The sequence below is a fragment of the Synergistes jonesii genome (genome assembly GCF_000712295.1).
Lineage (GTDB): Bacteria > Synergistota > Synergistia > Synergistales > Synergistaceae > Synergistes > Synergistes jonesii.
Genome location: NZ_JMKI01000002.1, coordinates 25,946 through 50,487, shown reverse-complemented (window position 1 = coordinate 50,487; position 24,542 = coordinate 25,946). Strand labels below are relative to the sequence as shown.

Below are 24,542 nucleotides of genomic sequence, written 5' to 3'. Positions count from 1 at the left end.
CTGGGATAAGACTCTTCAATTCGATTTTTGACAGGAGATTTCCAGTAATGCCAAAAATGGCATTCGATATGTTCCTATTTTGTGTTACTGGATATAGCGGTACTATTGAAGAGAGGCGCGTCGTTCCTAAGAATTAATCCCATAGTAAACGGCATTGATATTTGCATTATGTATGCAATAATGCGGGGCGGAATGAATAACGTTATATATTCCATTACGCCCCGCATGCGCTCTCCCCAAAGTAGACAAATAATACTCAATTAGGTTTAAGCGGGGAAAATATTTATATGCCTATGTCGCTCACTATGAGTGTTTTTTTAACCCATCAAAATAGCCAAAGAATTTCTCAACACGGGCGGAATCGTTGTTAGTCACCATAGAGACTGCAAAGTAGGCGCCTGCCGCAGCCGGTACCGCGATAAGCGATGAATGAAATGCCTTAGCAAACGGCACTCCAGAGCGCGCGCAAGCTTCCCACAAAATGATTATTGTTAGACCGGTCACAATGCTTGCGACGGCACCTTTTTCTGTACCACCTTTCCAATACATACCAGCTATGAGCGGGCAAAGTAGCCCAGCACCTTCAACAGAGTAGGCCAGCATCATGAGGGAAATTAGGGTTGGGTAAAAGCGGAGTAGCAACAAGCCAGCTACGCCTATGGCGACGACAGTGATTCTTGTTGCCAGAAGTTCTCGTTTGTCATCAGGTTCTCTGTTCGACATGTATATTTCGCGCACGAATACTGCTGATGCTGCAAGCAGCAAAGAGTCTCCTGTTGAAATGAACACTGCCGCGCAGCTGATAACAAGCATCAGTCCTATAATAACAGGAAGCTGCGTCGCTACTGAAAACACGACCGTATCTCCTTTGATGCCGGGGCAGGTTACTACCGCCGATAGAGCAAGAATGAGCACGAGCGTGTAAATGAACGCGGCCCCGCAGAAATTTATCGCGGCACCTTTTCTTGCAGCTTCCACACTCTCTGCTGCCCACGCACGCTGGTACATAAACATAGAAGTTCCACCTAATAATGCGGTCGGTACAAAAATGCCAAGCACAGTAATGAATGGTACATTGAATATTGATAGGTATCCCTGTGGCAACGCCGCAATCATACCGCTCCAGCCACCTGCGTTATTTATAGCAAAAGGTATTGCCAGCATCATACCAACCATAAAAATGCACGACTGACAGACATCGGACCATGCAACAGCAAAGAAACCACCCAGGAACGTATAACCGATAATAATCCCTGTACCTATCACAGTAGCGAGGTCAGAGCTTATCCCAAAGCATATCTCAAATATGTAGCCTACAGCTTTAATCTGATAGGCGCCTATCGTTGCCTGACCGAGGAAAACAGGGAGCACCGCCCATTTCCTTGCGGTTTTCCCATAGCGAAGCTCAAGCATTTCGGGTGTGGTACGTGCTGGTATTGAACGAATTCTGCCAATTATGATTGTGAAGTAGGCAACAGAGAAAAGACAGGCCAACGCATACCATACACCGCCGAGACCAAAATAATAAACTCTTGATGCATAACCAACGACAGTGCCAGAGCCAAGCCAACTAGCTACCAACGTGCCAACAAGAACAAATGTTGGAATTTTACCACCACCAAGCTGAAAGTCAGCAGCACTTTTTACACGTCTCCTAGCCAGGAAACCGATGGTCACCAACAAGCTGATGTACGCAAGTATCCCCACGAGATAGATATGTTCTTTACTCACATAAAACGCCTCCTTTAAAACAGTTTTTTCTTAAAAACCCGTAACTTATTAGTACAAAAACTCAGAACTACATACCATTTAAAATCTTGGCTAAAGGAATATAGTTCTATATCATTCTCATATCTTTCATTACAGCCTTAAGCTTAGCAAGGTTTTCTTCTTTGATTTGTGTCAGCGGGGACACAACGGGCCCAACATTGAAACCCTTCAATTCCATGGATGCCTTCAGCGGGCCAGGATTGCATTCCGAGAACATAGCGCTAAAGAACGGAAGAAGTTTAGTGTGACGTTCGATTGCTCCTTTTATATCTCCCTTTTTCATTGCATCATATATTTCTACCCATTTGTCTGGGATTATTGACGCACTGGCAAGTATCCCGCCCTCAATGCCAAAAGTCATTTCCAGCACGACAAAGAGATCTTCACCGGAAAGAAGCGATATTTTGTCGCCGCACAGTGATATCAGTTTTTGGACCTGTGCCATGTTAGGGCTACATTCTTTAATGCCTATGACGTTGCATTGATCCGCTATTGTCGATACAGTCTGTGGTTCGATATTAGTGCCCGTGCGGTAAGGTACGTTATATAAGACGAGTGGAATATCCGCTGTGTCCGATATTTTGCTGTAGTAATCAATGAGCCCTTCTTGAGAGACGCTTACGTAGTAAGGGCTGACTACCATCGCAACGTCCGCTCCTATTTCTTTCGCTTTCCTTACCATTTTAATAGTCTGCCCGATTCCCGGCTCGACAATTCCAACGACGACGGGGACTCTGCCATTAACTTTTTCAACAACTGTCTCAATTGCAGACGTCTTGACTTCATCAGTTAATGCACAGTATTCTCCAGTGCCTCCAAGAACACACACACCGTGAACTCCATTTGATATAGCATATTCTGTAATTTCCTGGAGGACGGGTTTGTTTAGCTTTGCTTCTCCGTCCAGCAGGGGTGTGACCAGCGCTGTGATAATACCTTTCAATTTCATTGTTATCAGCTCCTCTTTGATTTATGTTATTTGTTGCTTGAATATATTAGTCGTCACTGGAAAGACTCTATAAACGCAGTAATAACCCGTGAAACCCATACTGCTATGCTAATGCGTTGAGTACAGCCTTAACAATTGTCATTGTTGTTCTTTGTTTAGACTCTTCTGTGTCGCCGGCAAAATGCGGAGTAACTATTACGTTAGGCAAACAAAATAAACCATTGCTTGTCGAGGGCGGTTCTTGTTCAAATACGTCGAGGCCAGCGCCAGCAATACGATTCTCTTTCAGCACGTCAATAAGAGCTTTTTCATTGATAAGGGGGCCTCTTGAGGTGTTGATTATATATGCAGACTCCTTCATGCTACGAAGTTCCTTTTCACCAATCATGCCTTTTGTGGACTCCATAAGTGGTACATGTATGCTGACGTAGTCCGCTATGGGGAGCGCTTTTGATATATTATTCACTTTTTCTACGCCAAGCGCTCTCATCTCAAGCTCTGATATTAACGGGTCGTATGCATATATTTTCATATTAAACGCTGTGCGCGCTTTCTGTGCAACATTTCTACCTATTGCTCCCAATCCAAGCAGAAGCAGAGTCTTACCGTTCATTTCAATTGGTACCATGCGGTTCCTAAAGGACCAGTCTCCGCTACGAACAGCTGTGTCTGATGACACTATACGCTTACTTACACCGAGCATAAGCATTATTACATGTTCTGCTACTGAAATAGCATTTACGCCAGGTGCATTGACGACTCTTATCCCCCTTACCTGCGCAGCTTTTACATCTATGTTGTCTAGCCCCGCTCCATGCTGACCTATCACTCGCAGTCCAGCTGCGCTATCTATCACTCTCTTCGTAATTAACTCAACCCTAGCTATCAAGGCTTCAATACCCTCATCTTGCAAGTATCTTATTAAAGTGTCTTCTTTGCCATCGGGAGCCATTACTATATCTACCTTCGTCTGGAGCAACTCTATTCCAAGCCGGTGTATAGTTGGTTCAATAAGCAAAACTTTTTTCCGTAACATTTGCATAATGTTCCTCCTTAAGCTCTAATTGCTACTGCAATAAAATTAGAAAATAATATGCACCTTTTCGTCTGTACGGGATTGAGTATATCAACTGTAGTTTTAATTACAATATAAAATATTATTAATTATAGTAAATCTTATAGAATAAATATGATATATTAATACAAAGATATTATATTATTAATAAAATATATTATACTAAATTATTATATTTAACTATATTATGATATATAATATACTCTACTACATAGTACCTTTATATAAAGAGAAGGTGATTTTGCATGCCATCGTTAGCAGATCAGGCGTCAAGAAGCATAAAAATGCTCATTGAACAACATCACTTACTACCTGGTATGCATATAAATATTGATTCTTTAGCTGTTGATTTATGTATGAGCCAAACCCCTATAAGGGAAGCGCTACGGAAACTAGCTACTGAAGGCATTGTCATCCATACCCCTAAAACTGGCTATGCTGTCAGTAATCTAACTATCAATGAATATATACAAATATTAGAAGTACTACGCGTTTTGGAAAGCTACGCTGTAAAAGAACTCGCAAAACGGCCTTTTCTCGTTGACCTGAAAAAATTATATAGTATTAATGAGGAACTAAGAAAGAACATTCTATCATACGACAAGGTCTTTTTTTGCCACATTAACGACGAGTTCCATAAGAAACTCACAGAAAATTACAATAATGTTATAATGAAAAAACATTTCTTTTTTCTTTGGGATGGAATTCGTTCTAAAAGAGATTGTATGTACTGTAATAGCCAGTGGGCTAATATAATAGTCAAAGAACATGAAATGATAATAAAAGCTATAGAAAATGGAGACCCAATCGGGGCTGAAAAAGCAGTGATAACCCATTATAATAGCGGCAAAGACAGTGCTGAAGCGCACTTCAAATAGAATAGAAAGTGCCCCGTTATTGAGGTTTGCTCAAAAATTTAGAGAGTTTTTGCCGAAAGGCTTATCTTTTCATCAGGATTCTTTTGTCTCCGACCCTTCTCGTCACCCCGATCCCGTCGAAATATTCAAGCATCGGCAGAGCGTATTTTCTGCTGCTGCCAGTAGCGTCTCTGACAGCGGCGAGAGTTATCTCCCCTGCGATATCTTCGAGCTTTTTTCTGAAATCCCGCTCGATTTCGCGCAGGCAGATGAAGCCGCCCGTTATCAGCACGAGTTCCTTTTTCTCTTTGAGAGAAGATATTACGCGCCGCATTTCATCGCCGGAGAAGCCGAGCGCGCTCTGGGCCTCTTCGATCGTCGGCATGCTGTAGCCTGCCTTCAGCGCGAATTTTTTCAGCGCTTCGGCCTTCGCGGCGAAGGCTTCCTCGTCGAAGGGAGCGAAGCCGGCGAGGCTCGCGCGTTCGTCTTTGTACGATATGACTCCGCGCTTGCCGAGGAGTTCGAACAGCTCCTTCGCGAATCTTATATCCGAGAGCATAAGGGCCTTTGCGCATTCCTCCGCCGGCATGCCGATTCTCTCGGGATGCTTGCCGTGGAAGGCCGAGAGCAGCGCGGTCAGGCTTTTAGTCAGGCTTTCGAATTTGTCTTTTGAGATCAGCGCGGCGTCGCCGCCGCGCACGACGAAAAGCCCCCCCTTAGCTTCTAAGGGAGATATCGCGCGCATCAGCTCCGGCTGGGTCATTTCGTTCGCCCTCGCCGCTTCCGCCGCGCCCATGACTTCCCGGTAATTTATCAGCGCAAGTATCCTCTCTTTGAGCGGCGGCTCCTCGGCCAGCCTGTTCAGGCATTCGAGCAGTGCGGCTTTGGCCGCTTTGTTCTTCGGCCTTTCGCCCGCCGTCGTTAAAATTTTTCCTCCGGCGGCCGTGACGAGCGGGCTGTAGTTTCGCAGTATGAAGCGTGCGTCAAGGTGGGTGACTACCGCTTCTTCGGTGATCAGCTGCGCCTGCGCGCGGCGGCCGGGCAGCAGCCGCTCGCGGTCGAGCAGACAGACGCGGACGACGCTGTCCGACGTCCCGACGTGCAGCCTCATCCTCTGCCAGTGCTTTATCGGCTCCGCTTCGCGAAGCACCCTTATAGAGACGTTGAGGCATTGTGAGGCGGAGAAGCAGCCCTTCGCCGCTACGACGTCGCCGCGCTTTATGTCGCCTAGCGAAACGCCGGCGAGGTTCGCCGCGACGCGCTGTCCGGCCGTCGCGCGCTCGACCGCCTCTCCGTGGACCTGGACGGAGCGCACTTTCGAAATGATTCCCCCGGGCATTATCTCGACTTCGTCGCCCTCGCGCAGCTCTCCTTTTATCGCAGTCCCCGTGACGACGGTGCCGAAGCCTGAGATGTGGAAGGCCCTGTCGACTGGCAGGAAGAAGGCGCCCTTTTTGCTGCGCGTAGGCGCGCTTTCAGTCATCTTCTGCAGCGCGCCCTTCAGCTCTTCGATTCCCGCGCCCGTCAGAGCGGATACGGGGATTATCGGCTTCTCTTCGAGGAACGTCCCTGCGAGCGCGCTTTTCGCGTCGTCGATCGCCAGTTCGAGCGTTTCGCCGTCGACGAGGTCCGTCTTGTTGATCACCGTGAGGCCGTTTTTTATGCCGAGCAGCGATATTATCGCCAGATGCTCGCGCGTCTGAGGCATGACGCCGTCGTCCGCAGCTATCACCAGCATGACGGCGTCGATCCCGGCGGCGCCGGCGACCATCTGCCTGATGAATTTTTCATGTCCCGGGACGTCGATGATGCTGACGGTGCGCCCGGAGGGCAGGGTGAGAGGCGCGAAGCCGAGCTCTATCGTCATGCCGCGCTTTTTCTCTTCGCCGAGGCGGTCGCAGTCGACCCCAGTTAAGCGCTTTACGAGCGCCGTCTTCCCGTGGTCGATGTGCCCGGAGGTGCCGATGATGAAGGGGTATTCGTCGTGCATCAATTGCCGCCCTCTTTTCCGATCTCAAGTACTTCGGAAAGCGCGGCGGCTATGCGTTCGTCGTCGCCCTCTCTCAGAGTGCGGATGTGGAAGAGGACTTTATCGTCCGCCGCTCCGGCGACGACCGGTACGGAGCAGAGGCGCAGCCTTTCGGCGAGCTTTCCGGCGCTGCCCATCTCAGGTATGCCGAGCGCCGCGGCGTAGCCGGCCAGTTCCGCCTGCGGGAAGCTCCCGCCGCCGACGGCGTCCTTCGCCGGAACGACTTCCAGCGAATAGCGCAGCAGCCTCGTCGTCTTGAGCAGGGCGCGCAGCCTCCTCGCGAGCTTTCTCGCGCCGGCGCGAAGCTCCTCCTCCGTCCTGAATATCATTTCTACGGTCGGCACGGAGCGTTCGTCGCCGCGCAGATAGAGCCTCAGCGTCGCTTCGAAGGCGGCGAGCGTCATTTTGTCGACCCGCAGCGCGCGCAGCAGCTGCTGCCCCTTCAATTTTTCTATGAGCTCTCTTTTGCCGACGATCGCGCCGATCTGCGGCCCGCCGAGCAGCTTGTCCCCGGAGAAGGTCACGACGTCGCAGCCGGCTTTCAGCGACTGGGCGACGGTCGGGTCGTTTTCGCTCGACAACCCGGCCGCCGAGGCGTCGATCAGCATGCCGCTGCCGAGGTCTTCCATCAAAATCAGCCCGCGGGAATGTGCGAGAGAGGCCAGCTCCTCGCGCGGCACCGAGTAGTGGAAGCCGGCGACGCGGTAGTTCGAGGGATGCACCTTTAAAAGCATCGCGCTTTCGTCAGTTATCGCATCTTCGTAGTCGCCGAGGTGAGTCCTGTTAGTGGTGCCGACCTCGACCATCTTTGTCCCCGAAAGGGCCATTATCTCCGGTATCCTGAAGGAGCCGCCTATCTCGACGAGCTCGCCGCGCGAGACGATCGATTCTTTATCCTTGGCGAGCGCCGTGAGCGCGAGTATGACGGCCGCCGCGTTGTTGTTGACGACGATCGCGGCCTCCGCGCCGGTCAGCCTTTTAAGCAGCCATTCCGCGTGATCGTTTCTATGCCCGCGCGCGCCCTCTTCGAGCGAATATTCGAGCGTGCTGTAAGAGCCGGCGACGCTCACGACCTCGTCGATCGCTTCCTTGGCGAGCAGCGAGCGGCCGAGGTTCGTATGTATCACGACGCCGGTAGCGTTAACCACCGGGCGCAGCGAAGGCGTCGCTTTCTTTTTCATCAGTTTGCGCGCGTCCTCCGCTATCGTGCCCGCGTCGAAGGCCGTGTCGCTGTTTTTGACTATTTCGGCGCGCTGGCGGGAGAGCAGCTCGGAGAGCAGCGATTTCACGGTTTCGCGCCCGAGCTTTTTTTCGTATTCCGCAACCCACGGCAGAGCGAGCAGCCTGTCCATGGAAGGTATTTGTCTCATAATCTGCTGAAGTTTCGCGTCCACGGGAAATCCTCCGGTAACTTATTTGTTCGTTAATTGTATATGAAAATCTCGGAAATTCTATATTATCTCAGACCAAATTATATTTGCGACGCGCATCCCCTTTTTTGTCAGCCTTATGCCGCGGTTGTCGATCTCGTATAGGGCGCGCGGGAATTTTTGCATCGCGGAACAGACGCTGCGGTAATTTTTTTCGCCGTACCTCTTTATAAAATTTTCCGCAAAGACGCCCTCCGTCATGCGAAGGGCGAGCACGGCCGCCTCCCTCGCGCTTTTTTCGGCGGTCAGCTCTTCGCTTTCTTCGATTGGAAGCGCGCCCTCCTCAAGGCTCTTGGCGTAGCGCGCGAGCGAGCCGTAGTTTTTGCTGCGGAGCCCGGCCGTGTAGCTGACCGCCGCGGGGCCGGCTCCGATATATTCTCCCTCGCGCCAGTAATTTGCGTTGTGGCGGCTCTCGCGTCCGGGCACGGCGAAGTTTGCGACCTCGTACTGCGCATATCCCCTGCGCGGAAGGTACCACTGCGCCCAGCGGTAGGCGGCGTAGCCGTCGCCGAGCAGCTTTTCGTCGAGCGACGCCCAAGGCGTGCCTTCTTCAAGAGTCAGCTGATACAAAGAGATATGCGACAAGCCGCGGTGCGCCGCTTCGTGCAGCGTGAGCCCCCATCCGCGGAAGGTCTGGCGCGGCAGCCCGAAGATGAGATCGGCGCCGACGTCGAAGCCGCAGGAAAGCGCCGCTGCGATCGCGCGCCGCGCCCCGTCGGCGTCGTGCAGACGCCCCATCAGCTTCAGCTCTGCGTCGTCGAAGCTCTGGACTCCTATGCTGACGCGCGTGACGCGCCAGTCGCGCCATATCTTCAGGTGTTCCGCGGTTAGAGAATTAGGATTGGCCTCGACTGTGACCTCGGCGGCGGGCGCGAAGTCGAAATGTTTTTCTACTGTGGCGACGAGCGAATTCCACTGCGCCGGAGAAAGCGCCGTAGGCGTGCCGCCTCCGACGTAGCAGGTCTCAAGCTTCAGCCGCGTTCCCCGCAGGCGGATGTCGAACTCCTTGGCAAGCGCTTCCAGATAAAGCCCGCGCTCCCCCTTTTTCGGCACGGCGCTTGCAAACGCGCAGTAGGCGCACTTACGCTCGCAGAAGGGCACGTGGATATAAAGGGATTTCGGGGGCATCGGCCGCGCTAATTTTCCTCGGACTTCGTAACGTCCATGAAGGCGAGGAAGGCCTCCTGCGGGATCGAAACGTGTCCCACCTGCTTCATGCGCTTCTTGCCCTCCTTTTGCTTTTCGAGCAGCTTGCGCTTCCGCGTGACGTCGCCGCCGTAGCATTTAGCGAGGACGTCCTTGCGCACGGCCTTTATGTTCATGCGCACGATGACCTTTTTGCCGACCGCCGCCTGCACCGGCACTTCGAAGAGCTGACGCGGGATGAGCTCCTTGAGCTTGCCGACCACTGCGTGCCCCCTGTGGTAAGCCTGGTCTGCGTGGCATATGAACGAAAAAGCGTCCACCGGTTCCTCCTGCAGCAGCACGTCGACCTTGACGAGATTCGCCGCGCGGAAGCCGACGTGCTCGTAGTCGAGCGACGCATATCCGCGCGTGCAGGATTTGAGCCTGTCGTGGAAGTCGAGAATGAACTCGGCGAGCGGCATGTCGTAAGTAAGGCGTACGCGCTCCGGCGCTATATAGTCCATACCGGAGTAGCTGCCGCGCTTTTCTTGGCAGAGTTGCATCGCGGCGCCGACGAACTGGTCGGGCATGAATATCGAAAGCTTTATATAGGGCTCGCGAATCTCCTCGATGCGCACCTGTTCCGGAAAATCCGACGGGCGGTGCGCCTCTTTCACGGAGCCGTCCGTGAGGAGTATCTGATAGACGACGTTCGGCGCCGTAGCCACGAGGTCGACGCCGAATTCGCGGCTGAGGCGCTCCTTCGCTATCTCCATATGCAGTAGGCCGAGGAAGCCGCAGCGGAAGCCGAAGCCGAGCGCGGCGGAATTTTCCGGCTCGAAGCTGATCGCGGAGTCGTTGATCTGCAGCTTTTCCAGCGCTTCGCGCAGCTGGTTTATGTCCTCGCGTTCTATCGGGTAAAATCCGCAGAAGACCACAGGCTTCACCTTTTTGTAGCCGGCGAGGGGTTCTGCGGCCGGCCTCGCGCTCTCCGTCACCGTGTCGCCGACGCGCGCCTCGTCGATGGTCTTTATGCTGGCGCAGATGTAGCCGACCTCGCCCGGGCCGAGGGCCCCGACCTGAATCATCTCGGGCTTGAAGACTCCGACCTCCGTCAACTCATAATCCTGCGCAGTCGCCATGAAGCGGACGTTCTGCCCGGCTGAAAGAGTCCCGTTGACGACCCGCACGTAGCAGATTACGCCGCGGTAATTGTCGTAGACCGAATCGAAAATAAGAGCCTGAAGCGGCGCCGATGCGTCGCCGGAGGGCGCCGGGATGTCGCGCACGATTCGTTCGAGCAACTCCGGGACGCCCTCGCCGGTCTTCGCCGATACGGGCACCGCGTCGCCGGCGTCTATCCCTATGATCTCCTCGAGCTCGCGCTTCACCTGCTCGGGGTGGGCGGAAGGGAGGTCTATCTTGTTCAGCACCGGGATGAGCTCAAGGTCGAGGTCTGCCGCGAGATAGCTGTTCGCGACGGTCTGGGCCTCCACGCCCTGCGCCGCGTCGACTACGAGCACGGCTCCCTCGCACGCTGCAAGAGAGCGCGAGACCTCGTAGGAAAAGTCCACGTGCCCCGGCGTGTCTATCAGATTCAGCACATAGTTCCCGCCGTCGGCCGCTTTATAATCCATGCGCACGGGGACGGATTTTATCGTTATGCCGCGTTCGCGCTCTATCTCCAGCCGGTCTAAAAGCTGCGCCTTCATATTTCTTTTTTCTATAGTTCCCGTAGCCTCGAGCAGACGGTCGGAGAGCGTCGATTTTCCGTGGTCTACGTGGGCTATTATGCTGAAATTTCTTATATTGTCGTATTTCACAGCGAAAACTCACTCCTTCAAAGCCGCGCTCTATTTTATCCGATAAATGCGCGGGACCGCAATGATAAAATCCCCCTTCGATGATAAAATACATAGCGGCGCGTCTGCCGCCGCAAATTTCTGAAAGTGCGTGTTGCAAGTGGCTGAGAAAAAACGCTTTGTGCATAACACAGATATCGGACAAAATTTTCTGATAGACGAGAGCCTCGCCGACTTCATCACCGAACGCGCGCGGCTTTCCGGCCGCGACGTCGTCCTCGAGATCGGCCCCGGAGACGGAGTCCTCACGCGCGCTCTTCTGAGGACGCCGCTAAAGAGGCTTTACGCCATCGAGGTCGACGAACGGCTGCGCGAACGCCTCGAAAACATAGCGTCGCACGACGGGCGCTGCCGCCCGATCTTCTGCGACGCGCTGAGATTCGATTATGAAAGCGGGCTTGGCGAGCGCCCGTCGAAGATAGTCGCGAACCTGCCGTATCATATAACGACTCCGCTCATTTGGACCTTCCTTGAGCGGCTCGCGCCGCGCGGCATGGATTACATGCTGCTGATGCTGCAGCTCGAAGCGGCCGAGCGCGTCGTCTCGCCGGCGTGCCGCAGGGAGCGCTCGCCGCTCGGAATAACGGCCGAGGCGATGGGCAGCGCCGCCGTGCTGCGCAAAGTCCCGCCGGCGGCGTTTCATCCCAGGCCGAAGGTGATGTCCGCCGTCGTTGAGATAAAAATCGAAAAGAACGCGGACATAGCGAACGACAGTACGTGGCGCTCGCTGCTCGCGCGCTCCTTCACGCAGAGGCGCAAGACGCTCTGCAACAACTGGTGCGCCTCCTGCGGCATGACGAGGGAATCGGCGCTCCGCATACTTTCGCGACACTCGCTGAAGCCGACCGCGAGGGCGGAGGAGCTTCCGCTGGAAAAATGGTTCGAGCTCGCGCAAGAGCCCGCCTTTGTTTTGAAGAACAGTGACAACGGAGAAAGAAATGTTTTGGAATCTTAACAAAGTGATCGTCGCCCAAAACGAAAAGCTGCCGGTCGATTGGAAGGGGATATTCCCGCACGAGCGCCTGCTTGTCGAGATAGGCTTCGGCAACGGGGAATTTCTTGAATTCCTCGCTAAGGGCAGCCCGGACGCTTTAGTCGTCGGCATAGAGGTCTCGCAGCTCTGCGCGGCCAAGGGCGCGCGCCGCGTGATGTCGGCCGGGCTGGAGAACGTGCGCCTGATGCACGGCGACGCGCGCTTCCTGCTGCGCCACTGCTTTGCGCCGCAGAGCGCCCAGCGCGTCTATATGAACTTCCCCTGCCCGTGGCCTAAGGCTCGCCACGCTCAGCGCCGCGTGACCGTGCCCTCCTTCTCGGGGCTGATGGATTATCTTATAGCTCCCGGCGGGGCCTTCGAGTTGGCGACCGACGTCGAATGGTACGCTAAAGAGGCGGCCGAGGCTTTCGACGCGGCGCCATCCTTTCGGGCGCAAGCGCTGGAGAGGAATCCCGAACGCCCCTATATCACGAAATACGAGCGCAAATGGAAGGCTATGGGCAAGGACACGTGGCGTCTGGTGGTGCGCAAGGAAACAGCGCTTAAAGAAGAAATCAAAAAGGAGGAGAGCTGGCCGATGGGGTGCGAAGCTGATACGAAAAAAAACGTAAAGGAAGTCGCGGAGGCGTTGAAGGGGCGCGAGGGCGCCGCCGCGGATGGAAGCGGGCACTGGGTATACCGCGACGCCTTCCTCTCCGGCGAGGACGCGGCGCTGATGCTCGTGATCACCGCGGACGAGGGCTTCGAGCAGCATTTCTATATAAAGCTCCTTAAAAGCCCGCGCGGCATTACGATAAAGGTCGACTCGGTCGGGCATCCGTTCAGGACGCCTGCGATGAGGGCGGCCCTGATGGCCGCGCTCATCGAGGCGAAATAAATCAATATTTTTCGAACTTCACGCCGCGCCATTTAGTGAAGTAGAGCAGCGCCGACACGGCGAAAGCCGCGGCGCCGATCATGCGGAAGGCGCCTACCGTGCCGAAGAGCGGCGACGCAAAACCGAAGATCATCGGCGTGGCCATCCAGCCTATATCTATAACGAGCAGCACGAGCCCCGTAGCTTTAGGGTAATAGCGCATCGGCAGCATGTCGCCGACGAGCGACAGCGCCGTAGGGAACCCTACCCCTATGCCGAAGCCGAAGAGGAGGCCGCATATAGCGAAGGTTATAGGGGAGCCGCTGAATGAGACCGCGACGAGTATGAAGCCCATCAGGGCCGCCGCGGGGGCGGCTAACTTCGTGCGCGGGACGCGCGATACGAAGCGGAAGCCGGCGGTGCGGATGAAGACCGCGGATATTGCTTCGGCGACCATGAAGCAGGAGGCGGCGACCCCCAGCTCCTCGGCGAGCGAAGCGAGAGAAAGAGTCATAGTGTCGGCAAGGGACATTACGGCCGCTGTGGCGAGCAGCAGCATGACGCCGCGGCTCTTGAACAGATCCGAATAGCCGCCCCATTCTTTGCCGCTCTTCGCGCTGTATTTGAGATCCTCGACGAAGAAAGAGGCGCCTGCGCAGAGCAGGGAAAATACTACGGGAGTCCAGATGAACGCGCCGTCCCAGCCGCGCGAGAGGAACCATTCGCAGAGAGGCACCGCGGTGGCGATGGGAAACATCGAGCCGGTCGTGAATAGTGCGATGCCGACGCCGCGCGTCTTCTCGTCGTCGAGCAGTATCGACTGCGCGGCGATGTTTGCGACGATCATCACGCTGACGCCCACCCCCGTCAGCGCGCGGAAGAAGATGAGCAACGTCGCGTTGCCGAGCGAAAGGGCGACGCCGGCTGTCGCCGCCGCGCTCATAACGGCGCTTGCGATCATTGTGCGCCTTATGTCGAGCCTCTCCATCACCGCGCTGCCGAGAGGCCGGCATAAAAGCATGACGAGATAAAAAACGCTGAAGAAAAGCCCGACCTCGCGCGGCGTCGCGCCCAGCTTTTCATAGAAGGGGCCGAAGAGGAAATAGGCGTTGGATAGGCAGCTGATGCTGTAATAGGCGATGAAGATCAAAAATATCTGCGCGTTTTTTTTCGACATCGTTCACACTCTACTCGCATTGACCGAGAATTAAAAAGGGCGCCCTCCGTGGAGAGCGCCCTTCGGTTGTCATGCGGAAAATTATTCTTCCTCTTCCTTGCGCTCCTGAGCCGCCTGCTCGATGACCTTCTTCTCTATATCGGGGGGCAGCTCCTCATAGTGGCTGTATTCCATCGAGAAAGAACCGCGTCCCGACGTCATCGAACGAAGTATTATCGCGTAGCGGAACATCTCGGAGAGCGGGCACTGCGCCTTCACGATTTGCAGCTTGCCCTCGCTGTCGATACCCATGATGCGGCCGCGGCGGCTGTTGAAGTCTCCCATTACGTCGCCGAGGCATTCCTCGGGGACCGTGACCTCGACGTTCATCACCGGCTCCATGATGACCGGGTTAGCCTTCTCCATGCAGTTTTTGAAGGCGAGAGAGGCGGCGATCTTGAACGCCATTTCCGAGGAGTCGACTTCGTGATAGGAGCCGTCGAAAATCGCGCAGGAGAAATCCGTCGCGGGATATCCGGCGAGGTAGCCGCGCGCTGCGGCCTCGCGCAGCCCCTTTTCCGCGGCCGGGATGTAGTTCTTGGGGACCGCGCCGCCGACGACTCTGTCGATGAACTCTATGCCCGCGTTCTTTTCGAGCGGCGCGAGCTCGAACCAGACGTCGCCGTACTGTCCGCGTCCTCCTGACTGCTTCTTATGCTTGCCCTGCGCACTTGCCTTTTTCCTGATCGTCTCACGGTAGGGGACCTTAGGCAGGCGCGTGTCAAGGTCCACCTTGTAGCGCTCTTTGATCTTCGAGAGCATGATGTCGAGATGCATGTCCCCCATTCCCGAGAGGACCGCGTCGTTCGTCTTCGGGTCTTTGACGAACGACAGAGTGCGGTCTTCCTTCAACATCTTCGCTATCGCGTTGCCGAGCTTGTCTTCGTCGGCGCGGCTCTTTGGCATTACGGCGACGCTGTAGACGGGCTTCGGGAACTGAATCGGGCGGAACTGCAGCGTTTCGCCCTTCGTGCCGAGCGTGTCTCCCGCTATCGTGCTTTCAAGCTTGGGGATGGCTACGATGTCGCCTAAGACGATCTCCTTGCCTTCGACGCTCTCCTTGCCTCTCATGAAGCGGAAGGAGCTGATGCGCTCTTCCTGCTCTTCGGTGACGTTGTAAACGCTCTGGTCGCTCGTCAGCTTGCCGGAGAAGACCTTTACGAAGGAAAGCTTTCCCACGTACGGGTCGACCATGACCTTGAAGACGAAGCCGAGGAAGGGGCCGTCTTCGTCGGGCGGGACGTTGACGACCTCTTCTCCTTTGAGCGCGGTGCGGTTCAGCATATCCTTCGGCGACGGCATGTAATCTGCTATAAGATCCATCAGCTGAGTAACGCCGATATTAGCCGAGCCCGAGCCCGGGATGATGGGGAAGAGCTGGCGCGCGCAGACGGCCTTGCGGAGTACGGCGAGAAGTTCGTCGAGAGAAATCTCTTCGCCGTCGAGGTAGCGCATCATAATTTCGTCGTCGGCCTCCACCGCGCGTTCGATGAGGGCTTCGCGCGCGGCTTCGACGGCGTCCGCCATGTCGGCGGGAACGTCGCCTTCGGTAAATTCCTTGCCGCCGTCGCCCTTGTACATATATGCTTTCTTTGTAAGGACGTTGACGACGCCTTTGAAGTTCAGCTGGTTTCCGACTGGCAGGTAGAGCGGTACGGCGTTCTTTGAAATGTTCTCCTGGATGTCGGCGACGACGTCGTCAAAATCCGTATTTTCTCTGTCGAGTTTGCTTATGAAGAAGCACGCCGGAGTCTCGTAATACTGCGCGAACTCCCAGACGCTCTGGGTCTGGACTTCGACACCGGCGGTAGCGTTTACGAGAACGACGGCGCCGTCGGCCACGCGCATCGCACAGCGCTGCTCTCCGACGAAGTCCGCGAAGCCCGGCGTGTCGAGTATATATAAAGTTTTATTTTTATAGGGAATAGTCGAAAGCGATGTGCTGATAGAAATGCCGCGTTTCTGTTCTTCCGAATCAAAGTCGGAAACGGTGTTTTTGTCCTCGATTCTGCCCATGCGCGAAATCAAGCCGGCGTCAAAAAGAAAAGCCTCGTTAAGAGTAGTCTTTCCCGCGCCCCCGTGTGAAATGAGCGCTATGCTGCGAATATCCTCAGGTTTGCGTGTCCCCATTACTTTCACTCCTTTTATGCTGTTGAAGCCCGGATAGATATGATACGCTTTCAACTCTTTGATGATAATTGCAATGTAAGGTTACGTCAAGGAAAAAACAAAAATAGCGTTGATCTGTATCTTTGTAAACTCTCCGCTGAACGCCATTATTGACATAATTTTAAAAAAAAATATATAATAATTGCGGTGGCTTTTGTTGATTGCGTAAAACAGTGTTAAAGGCAGGCGGGTGAGCGGCTTCTGCTTCAAAAGTTTTCTGGCTTAATACGCTTGGATGCGCTGTTTTCACGCGTCGGCTTAACGCCTCTATTTTTCCTGTGAGGGAGGAATCGTTTGTGAGCGAAACAGAAACAAAGGTAATCGACCGGACGGATGAAAGCTCAAAAGTCGATCTTGACGAATTGATGCGCAAATATGACACAGAAGCGCGCTTCAGGACGCTTTCCGGCTGGCAGGGCAAGATGATCGCCGTTTTGGCTGTCGCGATGTCGTGCTTCCACTTTTATACCTCCGGTTTCGGTCTGCTGCTTGCGCAAAAGCAAGGGGCCGTCCATCTCGCGTTCACGCTGGCGCTGGTCTTTCTTCTCTACCCGGCGTCGTCGAAGCAGTCGAAAACGAGCGGCATCCCGTTCTATGATTTCATATTTGCCGCGTTCGGCGTAGCGAGCGCGATGTATCTCGTCGTTTTCTTCAACGATCTGGTAACGAGGGCCGGGCTGCCTACGAGGGCGGATCTGGTGATGGGATTTATTCTGATCGTCACGCTGCTCGAGGCTACGAGGCGAATATCCAACCCGATACTGCCCGGCCTTGCGATAGTGGCTCTGCTTTACTGTTACTTCGGGCGGTATATGCCGGCGGTGATCGCGCACCGCGGCTTCAACGTGGCGCGCATAGTGAACCATATGTATCTGGGAACGGAGGGTATTTTCGGCACGCCGCTGGAAGTGTCTTCGACATTCGTTTTTATGTTTATCCTTTTCGGCGCGGTGCTTGAGAAGACGGGGCTCGGCAAGTTCATCATAGACCTCTCGCTCTCTCTCGCAGGCTGGTCGACGGGAGGCCCGGCGAAGGTCGCGGTAGTGAGCTCCGGCCTTATGGGGACCGTCTCAGGTTCATCTGTGGCGAATGTCTGCACGACGGGCATGTTTACTATCCCTCTTATGAAAAGCGTCGGATATGAGCCGCACTTTGCGGGCGCCGTCGAAGCGGTAGCGTCGACCGGCGGGCAGATAATGCCGCCGGTCATGGGCGCAGCGGCGTTCATCATGGCTCAGATACTCGGCATCCCTTACATCGAAGTCGCTATAGCGGCTGTCGTCCCGGCGTTGCTTTACTACTTCGCCGTCATGGTGCAGGTGCATTTCGAAGCGTGCCGCCTCGGACTGAAGGGCATCCCCTGGTCGCAGCTTCCGCCTATTTGGCCGCTGCTGAGGTCGAAAGGCTTCCTTCTTATACCGCTTATCGCGATCATTTACTTCCTTCTTGCCGGCTATACGCCGCTGAAGGCGGCGTTCAACGGCATCCTTATCAGCTTCGTGCTCTCGTGGCTCAATAAGGAGACGCGGCTGACGCCTCTGAGGACATTCGAAGCGTTCCAAAGCGGCGCGCGCGGCGCGATAGGCGTGGCCTGCGCGTGCGCGACGGTGGGAATGGTCGTCGGCATGGGCACTCTGACGGGGCTCGCGCTGAGAATCGCCGGCGCTATAGTCTCTCTTGCGAAGGTGACCCCGGAAAGCGGTCTAGCGGTCGCCCTTTCGTCGATAGTCTCGCTGCTTCCGGGAGCCACAATGGCGGCGGAGGCGGCAGCAGCCGCTCTGACGAAGGTCTTTACGCTCTTCTTTACGATGATCGCAAGCCTCATCCTCGGCATGGGACTTCCGACGACGGCGAACTTCATAGTTACGAGCACGATGGCGGCGCCGGCGCTCTTCCTTCTCGGAGTTCCGCCGATGGCGGCGTATATGTTCGTCTTCTACTTCGGCATCGCGGCCGACCTGACGCCCCCTGTCGCGCTCGCGGCATACGCGGGTTCCGGCATAGCGGGCTCCGACCCGATGAAGACGGGAGTTACGGCTTTCAAGCTTGCGCTCGCGGGCTTTCTCGTACCGTACATCTACGTCTACAGCCCGATGCTTCTCTTCATCGACGTCGTGCCGATTGAAATGGTGCAGGCCATAGGCACGGCTTTGATAGGGGTTTTCCTGCTCGCGATGTTCACTATAGGCTTCTTCAAGGCGCATATGGCGTTCTACATGCGCATAATCGCCTTCATAGGGGCCCTCGGATTGATGATACCGGGCACGGCGTCCGATATCTTCGGGCTTGCGGTCCTTGCCCTGATCTTCGTTGTTCAAACTGCCAAGGCAAGGATGAAAGCTAAAGCGGCTTAGCCGTTCGTTCGGCGGAGACAAACAGGCGGTAAGCGGGACCGGCTGTCCCGCTTTGCAAAAAAAAAACAGGGAGGAAATACAAATGAAAAAGGGTATCATCGTAACAACGGTCGCGCTGATAGCGGCTCTCTCGATTGCAACGGCGTCGCAGGCGGCGACATACCTGTCGATCGCGACAGGCGGCACAAGCGGCACATACTACGCGGTGGGCGGAGCTCTCGCTTCCGCGGTCACAAAGGGCGGCAAGATTCAGTGCACGGCCGAGACGGGAAACGCCTCTGTCGCGAATGCGAACCTCATCGCGACTAAGGGCATCGAAATCGCTTTCGTGCAGAACGACATCACACACTGGGCCTACAACGGCGAGCTGATGTTCCAGGGCAAACCCCTTAAGAACATCCGCACGGTAGCTTCTCTCTACCCTGAAAACGTCCAGGTCGTCGTTGCGAAGGATGCCGGGATCAAAAGCATCTCCGACCTTAAAGGCAAGCGCGTCGGCGTCGGCGCCCCCGGTTCGGGCGTTGAAGGCGACGTCCAGGCGATCTTCAAGCTGGCAGGGCTCACCTATAAAGACCTTAAGAAGGCCGACTTCCTCGACTTTGCTGCGGTAACGAGCCGCTTCAAGGACAATCAGATCGACGCCGGATTCGTCGTCGCCGGCTTCCCGACGGCTTCGATCATGGACCTCACGACAACCAAAGACGTCGACCTGCTGAACTTCGATGACGCTTTCCTCGCGAAGCTGCACAAGGCCTACCCCTTCTTCGTACCCAGCACGATTCCTGCGAAGACATATAAAGGAATCGACAAGGACACGAAGACGCCGGCCGTCATGGCGATACTCATCACCAATGATTCCGTTCCCGCCGATCAGATATACGACTTCCTGACGGCAATGTTCGACAACCTGAAGGATATAGCGGCCGTCCACGCTAAGGGCAAGGAAATCACCCTTAAGGGAGCCCTCGACGGCCTTACGGCTCCGCTGCATCCCGGCGCGGAGAAGTTCTACAAGGAGAAGGGGCTCATTAAGTAATACGAAGCCGATGGAAAAGGGCCGCCTTACGGCGGCTCTTTTTTTAAGCGACGGCTCGACTCGCGCCGCAAGTCGGCGCATTTTATTTTCCAGATGTATAGAACGTTTATTTTTATCGCGTCAGCGATAGCTCTTGCTTATATAACAATTTCGCTTTCGTTCCTCTTCGCGCTCTTCGAAGAAAAGTTTTTTAAAGCGGAGAACGCAGGATACGGAGCATCTTCCGGCGTTGCCTCCGCACTTGTGCCGCGCGCACGCTTCCTTTCCCTTTTTTCTGCGATATTTTTCTGTGCCGCGTTTTATTTTATTCCGATGGGTTCCCTTCCGGCATTTGCGCCGTTTCGGCGGGGAATGTTTTTTTTCTTCGCTCTCGTTTTTCTTGCCGTGATTCTTTCGCGCTTAGACTGTTTGGCGGCCGGCGAGAATATTTTGATTTCCCTTCTCTGTGACCGCGGGGTAAAGTTTTTCGCCGCGCTCGCGGCCTCTTTGTCTTTATTCCTGCTCTTTGCCTCTCTTTGCGGCCTCCCGGGAGCGCTGCTTTCCTTTGAGACCTATGCGTCGCCGCTGCTCTTTGAAAGCGCTGACGCGTGCGGAAAAGCGGGCTTTGTCCTGCTGGCCTTTTCCCTTATTGTTCTCGCTCCCAATGGCGCGGCGAAGCGCGCCGGCTTCGCCGGGGTCGGCGCGACGCTTGAAGCGCTTCTCTATCCCGCTACGATTGCCGCGCTCTTTTTCCCGCTAAACGTCGGACTCTCTCTCGGCCTTTCCGCTCTGCCGATGTTCGGCGCGGATTTTTTATTTTTTTGGCTGAAGGTCTTTATAATAAAGGAGGGCGTTATGCCGTCGGCGCGGCGCGTGGCGGCGGCAGCCGACGGCTTACTGCGGCGTTTGCCTGTAAGTTTTAAATTCCTTATCTTCTGTTGCGGAGCCCTGCTTTTCGCCCTCGGGCTCGAGGGCCTTTTTTAATTTTCCGAAGGCTTTTTCCCGAAGAGCGCCTTGATGCCGGTCGTCCGGGAATTTGCGATGGCATCGGCCGAGGCCGCTATCGTCAGGCGCTCTTCTGGCAATCGCTTGAAGAGCTCCGTCTCGCCGAAAGGCGGCATCCTTAATTTATTGCGGCCGAACTCCTCGTTGCCGACCCGCAGGAAGAAGCGCTCCCACGACTCGCGCCCTCCCTGGAATATCATCCATTCCGGCGTGCTGATGTAGAGCCCGTGTTCCGGTTTGAGGCAGGGCATCCCCGCGTTCGACGATTTGACGCGCTCCTGCCAGACCCACAGCCTCCCTCCGCAGAGCGCGTATTCGTCTTCCACGGGAGTGCGCTCCACAGAGTGGATGTAGCTCGTGGTGAATCTGAAGCCGAAGGGGACGGGCGCGGAAAAAATTATTTTTCCGGCTTTATCGAGTATTGACAAATTGTCGGCCCTCCACCCCTGAGCCGCGGCGAAAAACGCCGCCGGCAGCGTCAGCAGAATAAAGAGTGCGGCGAATGCTTTTCTGTTCATTTGTCTCACCCCGTGCTCAGAATATCATCAGCCCGGCCCTTTTTCAATCGTATTATTTAAAGGCCTGTTGTTGTATACTACTGAATGAATGAGAGGTGCGGCAATGGCTGACGATTTTCGCCGCGTTATGGCGGAGCTGACAGAGGAATACGGCGTAAATATTTTAGAGGACCCCGACCGCCTTTCACAGCTTCTGGAGAATCGCTGCTCTGAAGCGGCCGACGAGGTCTTTCACCTCACCTTTGCACTGCGCCAGCTTTTGAGAGACGGCTGGCGCCCCGGCTCGCAGAATCCTATTATAGGCAAAAAAGAGGAGCGGCGTTTCCGCCAGCTCATGGGCTTTACGGAGAAACAGGCGGAGAGGACTGCCGAGCTGATAAATTGCGCGCTCGCGCTAAGGTCGGACGAAGAGGGCTTAGCCGAGCGCAAGGACTTCGTCGCCGTGCCTGGCAATCTCAAGCAGATAGGCGGAGGCATTGCAAGCAGGCCGAGGCATGCCGGCAGAGACAAAAAAAATCTGAGCAGCGGCATAATGATAATCGTAGCGATAACTTTTCTTCTGCTGCTCTTCTTCCAGATAGGGCGGCAGAGGACGCCAGTGGGGGACGAACTGCGCGTCGCGTTTTTCGCGCCGATGTCGGGCGCCGGAGCCCGCAGCGCCCACGTGCGTCTGCGCGCCGCTCAGCTCGCGGTAGAGCGCGCGAACGCGATGGAATCGATCAGGGGCGGCTACGCTCTGAAGGTCGTAGGCTTCGACCTGCCGAAGGATCCGGCCGCCGCGGAAAAGGCCGTCGAATCCGCGATGAGCGATAAAAGTTTTCTCATGATGATGGCGGCGGACAACAGCTGCGCGGAAACGATTGCGCGCGTGGCCGAGCGCCTTGAAGTGCCGCTCGTCTTCGTCTCGCAGACACCCCCGGAAGAGGAGGAGATGCAGAACGGCGCTCTGCCTTTCCTTTACTCATTCAGCATCGCGAACGACATGAATTACCGCGGCAAGATGCTGTCGTATTACGCGTCGCAGGCTCTGCTGACTAAGAGCGTCGCTTACTGCTACGACATATCCGACGGACCTTCGAAGGAAATTTTCGAATCCTCGCGCAAATGGGCGGCGGCCTTCGGCGTCTCCGTAACGGCGGAGATACCTTTCGCCGACATAGACTCGCGCGGGCGCCTGCAGATCGCTAAAGCCGCGGCGGATAGCGGGGCTGAGCTCGTTATAATAGCTGGGCGGACGGAGGATAAGGCGGCGCTTATCTCGGCGCTGCGAAGCTCAGGTTACGGCGGGCTTATACTCGGCGAAGGATACGCGGACAGAATCTACGAACTGGCCGGGGCCGCGGCGGCAGGCTCATGGTGGATAAACGAGGTATCTTATCTCGATCCGGCGATTCGCTCGGTGCTGAAGGATTACAAGCGCCTTTACAACGAGGAGTGCCCGCAGGAGGAGACGACGGCTGCGATGCTCGCCTACGACGGCGTTATGTGGGTCGCCGCCGCGCTTGAGAACGCGCCGGGCTTCCGCGGGGAAGCGATACGCCACACGCTGCTCGCCACGAGGAATCTTCCGCTGACTCACGCGACCCTTACGATAGACCCGCGCAGCCACACGCCGCTCAACAAGGCGATGGCACTCGTGCACTGCGCCGACGGCAAGGGAATCTTCCAACGCAGGATCAGGATCGGCAAGGAATAAATTTTATTGCGTTATTCTCATGTTTTTTACTTTTTACGTGTATAATAACTGACTATATTGTGATAATTATGACGACAAATCTGGTGGGGTGTTAAATATTGATGATTACGACAAAGTTTAGGTCCGAACGCCTTGAGGACGCAGTAGCCGACGCGTGGCGCGGCAGAGAGAAATCACCCTGTTTCTGGTGGCAGGGCGAGTGGTGGAGCGCCGAGCGCCTTCTTGCCCTTGCGGACGACTGCGAAGCTAAATTAAAGGGAGCGGGCTTCGGAAGGGGGCAGCGCGTCGCGGTGCTGCTGCCGAATTCGCCGATGGTCCACGCCCTTTCGATAGCGTGCTGGCGCCTCGGCGGCGCGGTCGCGCCGCTGAACGCACGTACCGGTGTTGCGAACCTTATCAACACGATAAAAATGCTCGACGTGAACGCAGTCGTGCTGACGGAGGAAAGCTGTAAAAAAGCGGACGGCTTTCCGATCGATTTTCCTCTCGTCGCCACCACGCTCGAAGGACCTCTGCCGTCATGGCAGGGCAGAATGGGAAAACCTGAAGACGAAAAAACAGCGGTTATATTCTCTACCTCTGGCACGTCAGGGCTGCCGAAAGCCGTCATCTGCCTTCATTCGAATATAATAGGCAACCTCACGCCGATAAGCGACCACATCCCGGGCCTCGTGAAAGAAGAATCCGTTTTTCTCAACGTACTGCCTAACTTCCACACCTTCGGCTGCATAATCGCGGGAATCCTGCCTCTCATCGCAGGCATGAAACAGGCGATTGTGCCGAACTTCGTCCCGGTAGACAATACCGTCGCGGCGATTAAAGGAGCCGGAGTAAATAAGATAATCGCCGTGCCGACGATAATGTCATTCCTCCTCGGCGCCCTCGCGAAGAAGGGGGAGCGCCTGAGAGGCATAGAGCACGTCGTTACCGGCGGCGACAGGCTCAACATACAGCTTGACAAGCGCTGCAAGGAATATCTCGGCGTGGGCATCATCGAAGGCTACGGCCTCACGGAATGCTCGCCGGTCGTCGCGGCCAACCGCACGGAGGATACGAGGAAGCTCGGCACGGTCGGGCTGCCCTTCGCCGGCTATGAAGTACAGATCCGCGACCGTGAAAACAAGCTTATCGGGCTTCACGATGAAGGCGTGCTCTGGGTAAAGGGTCCGTCGGTCGTCCCCGGCTACTTCCGCGACGAGGTCAACACGAAGGACCGCTTCCGCGGCGAGTGGTTCAACACGGGCGACGTTGTCCGCATCGACGACGACGGCTATATAAAGATTGTCGACCGCGCGACCGATATAATCATCGTCAGCGGCTTCAACGTGTACCCGCAGGAAGTCGAGGCGGTCCTCTGCTCGCACCCGGCGGTCCACGCCGCTGTCGCCGTCGGCGAGAAAAATAATGTCGCCGGCGAGCTCGTCAAGGCTTTTATCATATTGAACGAAGGCGCCGAGGCGACTCCGAAGGAGCTTATGGAGTATTGTAAGGAGCGTCTCGCTCACTATAAGGTTCCGCGCAAGATAGGTTTCGTTACCGAGTACCCGCTTTCGCCGACGGGAAAAATTCTGCGCCGCGAGCTGCGCAAAATGAAAATAGAAAAACAGCAATGAGCCCTACCG

18 protein-coding genes are annotated in these 24,542 nt (G+C 55.4%); 8 read left to right on the top strand and 10 right to left on the bottom strand.

What is annotated here, in order from left to right:
- Window positions 1-303: 303 nt before the first annotated feature.
- The 3 genes from EH55_RS00235 to EH55_RS00225 all read right to left on the bottom strand — a co-directional run bounded on the left by EH55_RS00235 (window position 304) and on the right by EH55_RS00225 (window position 3,755).
- A complete protein-coding gene (locus tag EH55_RS00235; protein ID WP_037973958.1) occupies window positions 304-1,731 on the bottom strand; it encodes a sodium:solute symporter family protein in 1,428 nt (475 codons plus the stop codon).
- A gap of 106 nt (window positions 1,732-1,837) precedes the next feature.
- Window positions 1,838-2,719: a 4-hydroxy-tetrahydrodipicolinate synthase gene (gene dapA / locus EH55_RS00230; RefSeq protein ID WP_037973956.1), complete on the bottom strand. Its 882-nt coding sequence runs from the start codon at window positions 2,717-2,719 to the stop codon at window positions 1,838-1,840.
- Window positions 2,720-2,822: 103 nt separating this feature from the next.
- The gene (locus tag EH55_RS00225) at window positions 2,823-3,755 is read right to left on the bottom strand and encodes a hydroxyacid dehydrogenase (RefSeq protein WP_037974101.1); all 933 of its coding nucleotides are present in this window, start codon (window positions 3,753-3,755) and stop codon (window positions 2,823-2,825) included.
- Window positions 3,756-4,039: 284 nt separating this feature from the next.
- On the opposite strand from EH55_RS00225, the gene EH55_RS00220 reads away from it, so the two are divergent.
- Window positions 4,040-4,672: a GntR family transcriptional regulator gene (locus tag EH55_RS00220; protein WP_037973954.1), complete on the top strand. Its 633-nt coding sequence runs from the start codon at window positions 4,040-4,042 to the stop codon at window positions 4,670-4,672.
- A 61-nt stretch (window positions 4,673-4,733) separates the two neighbouring features.
- On the opposite strand, the gene selB is transcribed toward EH55_RS00220, so the two are convergent.
- Genes selB through lepA form a run of 4 tightly spaced genes read right to left on the bottom strand, consistent with a single transcriptional unit; the run spans window position 4,734 to window position 11,058 of the window.
- Window positions 4,734-6,641, bottom strand: coding sequence for a selenocysteine-specific translation elongation factor (gene selB, locus EH55_RS00215; RefSeq protein WP_037973952.1), 1,908 nt, complete (start codon window positions 6,639-6,641; stop codon window positions 4,734-4,736).
- Entirely contained in the window at window positions 6,641-8,074 is a 1,434-nt protein-coding gene (gene selA / locus EH55_RS00210; RefSeq protein ID WP_081839366.1) for an L-seryl-tRNA(Sec) selenium transferase, read from the bottom strand. The genes selB and selA overlap by 1 nt, the downstream gene beginning before the upstream one ends.
- Window positions 8,075-8,131: 57 nt before the next feature.
- On the bottom strand, window positions 8,132-9,238 hold the full coding sequence (gene hemW, locus EH55_RS00205) for a radical SAM family heme chaperone HemW (protein WP_051682490.1): 1,107 nt from the start codon (window positions 9,236-9,238) through the stop codon (window positions 8,132-8,134).
- Between the two features lie 8 nt (window positions 9,239-9,246).
- Window positions 9,247-11,058 (bottom strand): translation elongation factor 4, encoded by a 1,812-nt coding sequence (lepA, locus tag EH55_RS00200; protein WP_037973951.1) that lies wholly within the window; start codon window positions 11,056-11,058, stop codon window positions 9,247-9,249.
- Window positions 11,059-11,197: 139 nt separating this feature from the next.
- Between lepA and rsmA the strand changes: the two genes are divergently transcribed.
- Together rsmA and trmB are read left to right on the top strand one after the other, a co-directional pair.
- Entirely contained in the window at window positions 11,198-12,052 is an 855-nt protein-coding gene (rsmA, locus tag EH55_RS00195; RefSeq protein WP_037973949.1) for a 16S rRNA (adenine(1518)-N(6)/adenine(1519)-N(6))-dimethyltransferase RsmA, read from the top strand.
- Window positions 12,036-12,968, top strand: coding sequence for a tRNA (guanosine(46)-N7)-methyltransferase TrmB (gene trmB, locus EH55_RS00190; protein WP_037973945.1), 933 nt, complete (start codon window positions 12,036-12,038; stop codon window positions 12,966-12,968). Before rsmA ends, trmB begins: the two co-directional genes overlap by 17 nt.
- Window position 12,969: 1 nt before the next feature.
- Here the strand turns inward: trmB and EH55_RS00185 are convergent, their stop codons facing one another.
- Together EH55_RS00185 and fusA are read right to left on the bottom strand one after the other, a co-directional pair.
- Window positions 12,970-14,124 (bottom strand): MFS transporter, encoded by a 1,155-nt coding sequence (locus EH55_RS00185; protein WP_051682489.1) that lies wholly within the window; start codon window positions 14,122-14,124, stop codon window positions 12,970-12,972.
- Window positions 14,125-14,205: 81 nt separating this feature from the next.
- Window positions 14,206-16,293: an elongation factor G gene (fusA, locus tag EH55_RS00180; protein ID WP_037973944.1), complete on the bottom strand. Its 2,088-nt coding sequence runs from the start codon at window positions 16,291-16,293 to the stop codon at window positions 14,206-14,208.
- Between the two features lie 335 nt (window positions 16,294-16,628).
- Between fusA and EH55_RS00175 the strand changes: the two genes are divergently transcribed.
- The 3 genes from EH55_RS00175 to EH55_RS00165 all read left to right on the top strand — a co-directional run bounded on the left by EH55_RS00175 (window position 16,629) and on the right by EH55_RS00165 (window position 20,685).
- Entirely contained in the window at window positions 16,629-18,686 is a 2,058-nt protein-coding gene (locus EH55_RS00175) for a TRAP transporter permease (RefSeq protein WP_037973942.1), read from the top strand.
- An 82-nt stretch (window positions 18,687-18,768) separates the two neighbouring features.
- A complete protein-coding gene (locus EH55_RS00170; RefSeq protein ID WP_037973941.1) occupies window positions 18,769-19,722 on the top strand; it encodes a TAXI family TRAP transporter solute-binding subunit in 954 nt (317 codons plus the stop codon).
- Window positions 19,723-20,073: 351 nt separating this feature from the next.
- A complete protein-coding gene (locus tag EH55_RS00165; RefSeq protein WP_141730448.1) occupies window positions 20,074-20,685 on the top strand; it encodes a hypothetical protein in 612 nt (203 codons plus the stop codon).
- On the opposite strand, the gene EH55_RS13180 is transcribed toward EH55_RS00165, so the two are convergent.
- The gene (locus tag EH55_RS13180) at window positions 20,682-21,224 is read right to left on the bottom strand and encodes a DUF1850 domain-containing protein (RefSeq protein ID WP_051682488.1); all 543 of its coding nucleotides are present in this window, start codon (window positions 21,222-21,224) and stop codon (window positions 20,682-20,684) included. The two genes, EH55_RS00165 and EH55_RS13180, sit on opposite strands and share 4 nt — an antisense overlap.
- A gap of 103 nt (window positions 21,225-21,327) precedes the next feature.
- Between EH55_RS13180 and EH55_RS00155 the strand changes: the two genes are divergently transcribed.
- Both EH55_RS00155 and EH55_RS00150 read left to right on the top strand, forming a co-directional pair.
- On the top strand, window positions 21,328-22,920 hold the full coding sequence (locus EH55_RS00155; RefSeq protein WP_037973938.1) for an ABC transporter substrate-binding protein: 1,593 nt from the start codon (window positions 21,328-21,330) through the stop codon (window positions 22,918-22,920).
- Between the two features lie 101 nt (window positions 22,921-23,021).
- Entirely contained in the window at window positions 23,022-24,533 is a 1,512-nt protein-coding gene (locus EH55_RS00150; protein WP_037973936.1) for an AMP-binding protein, read from the top strand.
- Window positions 24,534-24,542: the final 9 nt, after the last annotated feature.

Excerpts from the sequence above, each read along its gene's own strand:
- dapA (WP_037973956.1), bottom strand. The coding sequence starts at position 2,719 with ATGAAATTGAAAGGTATTATCACAGCGCTGGTCACACCCCTGCTGGAC.
- EH55_RS00225 (WP_037974101.1), bottom strand. The coding sequence starts at position 3,755 with ATGTTACGGAAAAAAGTTTTGCTTATTGAACCAACTATACACCGGCTT.
- EH55_RS00220 (WP_037973954.1), top strand. The coding sequence starts at position 4,040 with ATGCCATCGTTAGCAGATCAGGCGTCAAGAAGCATAAAAATGCTCATT.
- selB (WP_037973952.1), bottom strand. The coding sequence starts at position 6,641 with ATGCACGACGAATACCCCTTCATCATCGGCACCTCCGGGCACATCGAC.
- hemW (WP_051682490.1), bottom strand. The coding sequence starts at position 9,238 with ATGCCCCCGAAATCCCTTTATATCCACGTGCCCTTCTGCGAGCGTAAG.
- trmB (WP_037973945.1), top strand. The coding sequence starts at position 12,036 with ATGTTTTGGAATCTTAACAAAGTGATCGTCGCCCAAAACGAAAAGCTG.
- EH55_RS00185 (WP_051682489.1), bottom strand. The coding sequence starts at position 14,124 with ATGTCGAAAAAAAACGCGCAGATATTTTTGATCTTCATCGCCTATTAC.
- fusA (WP_037973944.1), bottom strand. The coding sequence starts at position 16,293 with ATGGGGACACGCAAACCTGAGGATATTCGCAGCATAGCGCTCATTTCA.
- EH55_RS00170 (WP_037973941.1), top strand. The coding sequence starts at position 18,769 with ATGAAAAAGGGTATCATCGTAACAACGGTCGCGCTGATAGCGGCTCTC.
- EH55_RS00165 (WP_141730448.1), top strand. The coding sequence starts at position 20,074 with ATGTTTTTTTTCTTCGCTCTCGTTTTTCTTGCCGTGATTCTTTCGCGC.
- EH55_RS13180 (WP_051682488.1), bottom strand. The coding sequence starts at position 21,224 with ATGAACAGAAAAGCATTCGCCGCACTCTTTATTCTGCTGACGCTGCCG.
- EH55_RS00155 (WP_037973938.1), top strand. The coding sequence starts at position 21,328 with ATGGCTGACGATTTTCGCCGCGTTATGGCGGAGCTGACAGAGGAATAC.
- EH55_RS00150 (WP_037973936.1), top strand. The coding sequence starts at position 23,022 with ATGATTACGACAAAGTTTAGGTCCGAACGCCTTGAGGACGCAGTAGCC.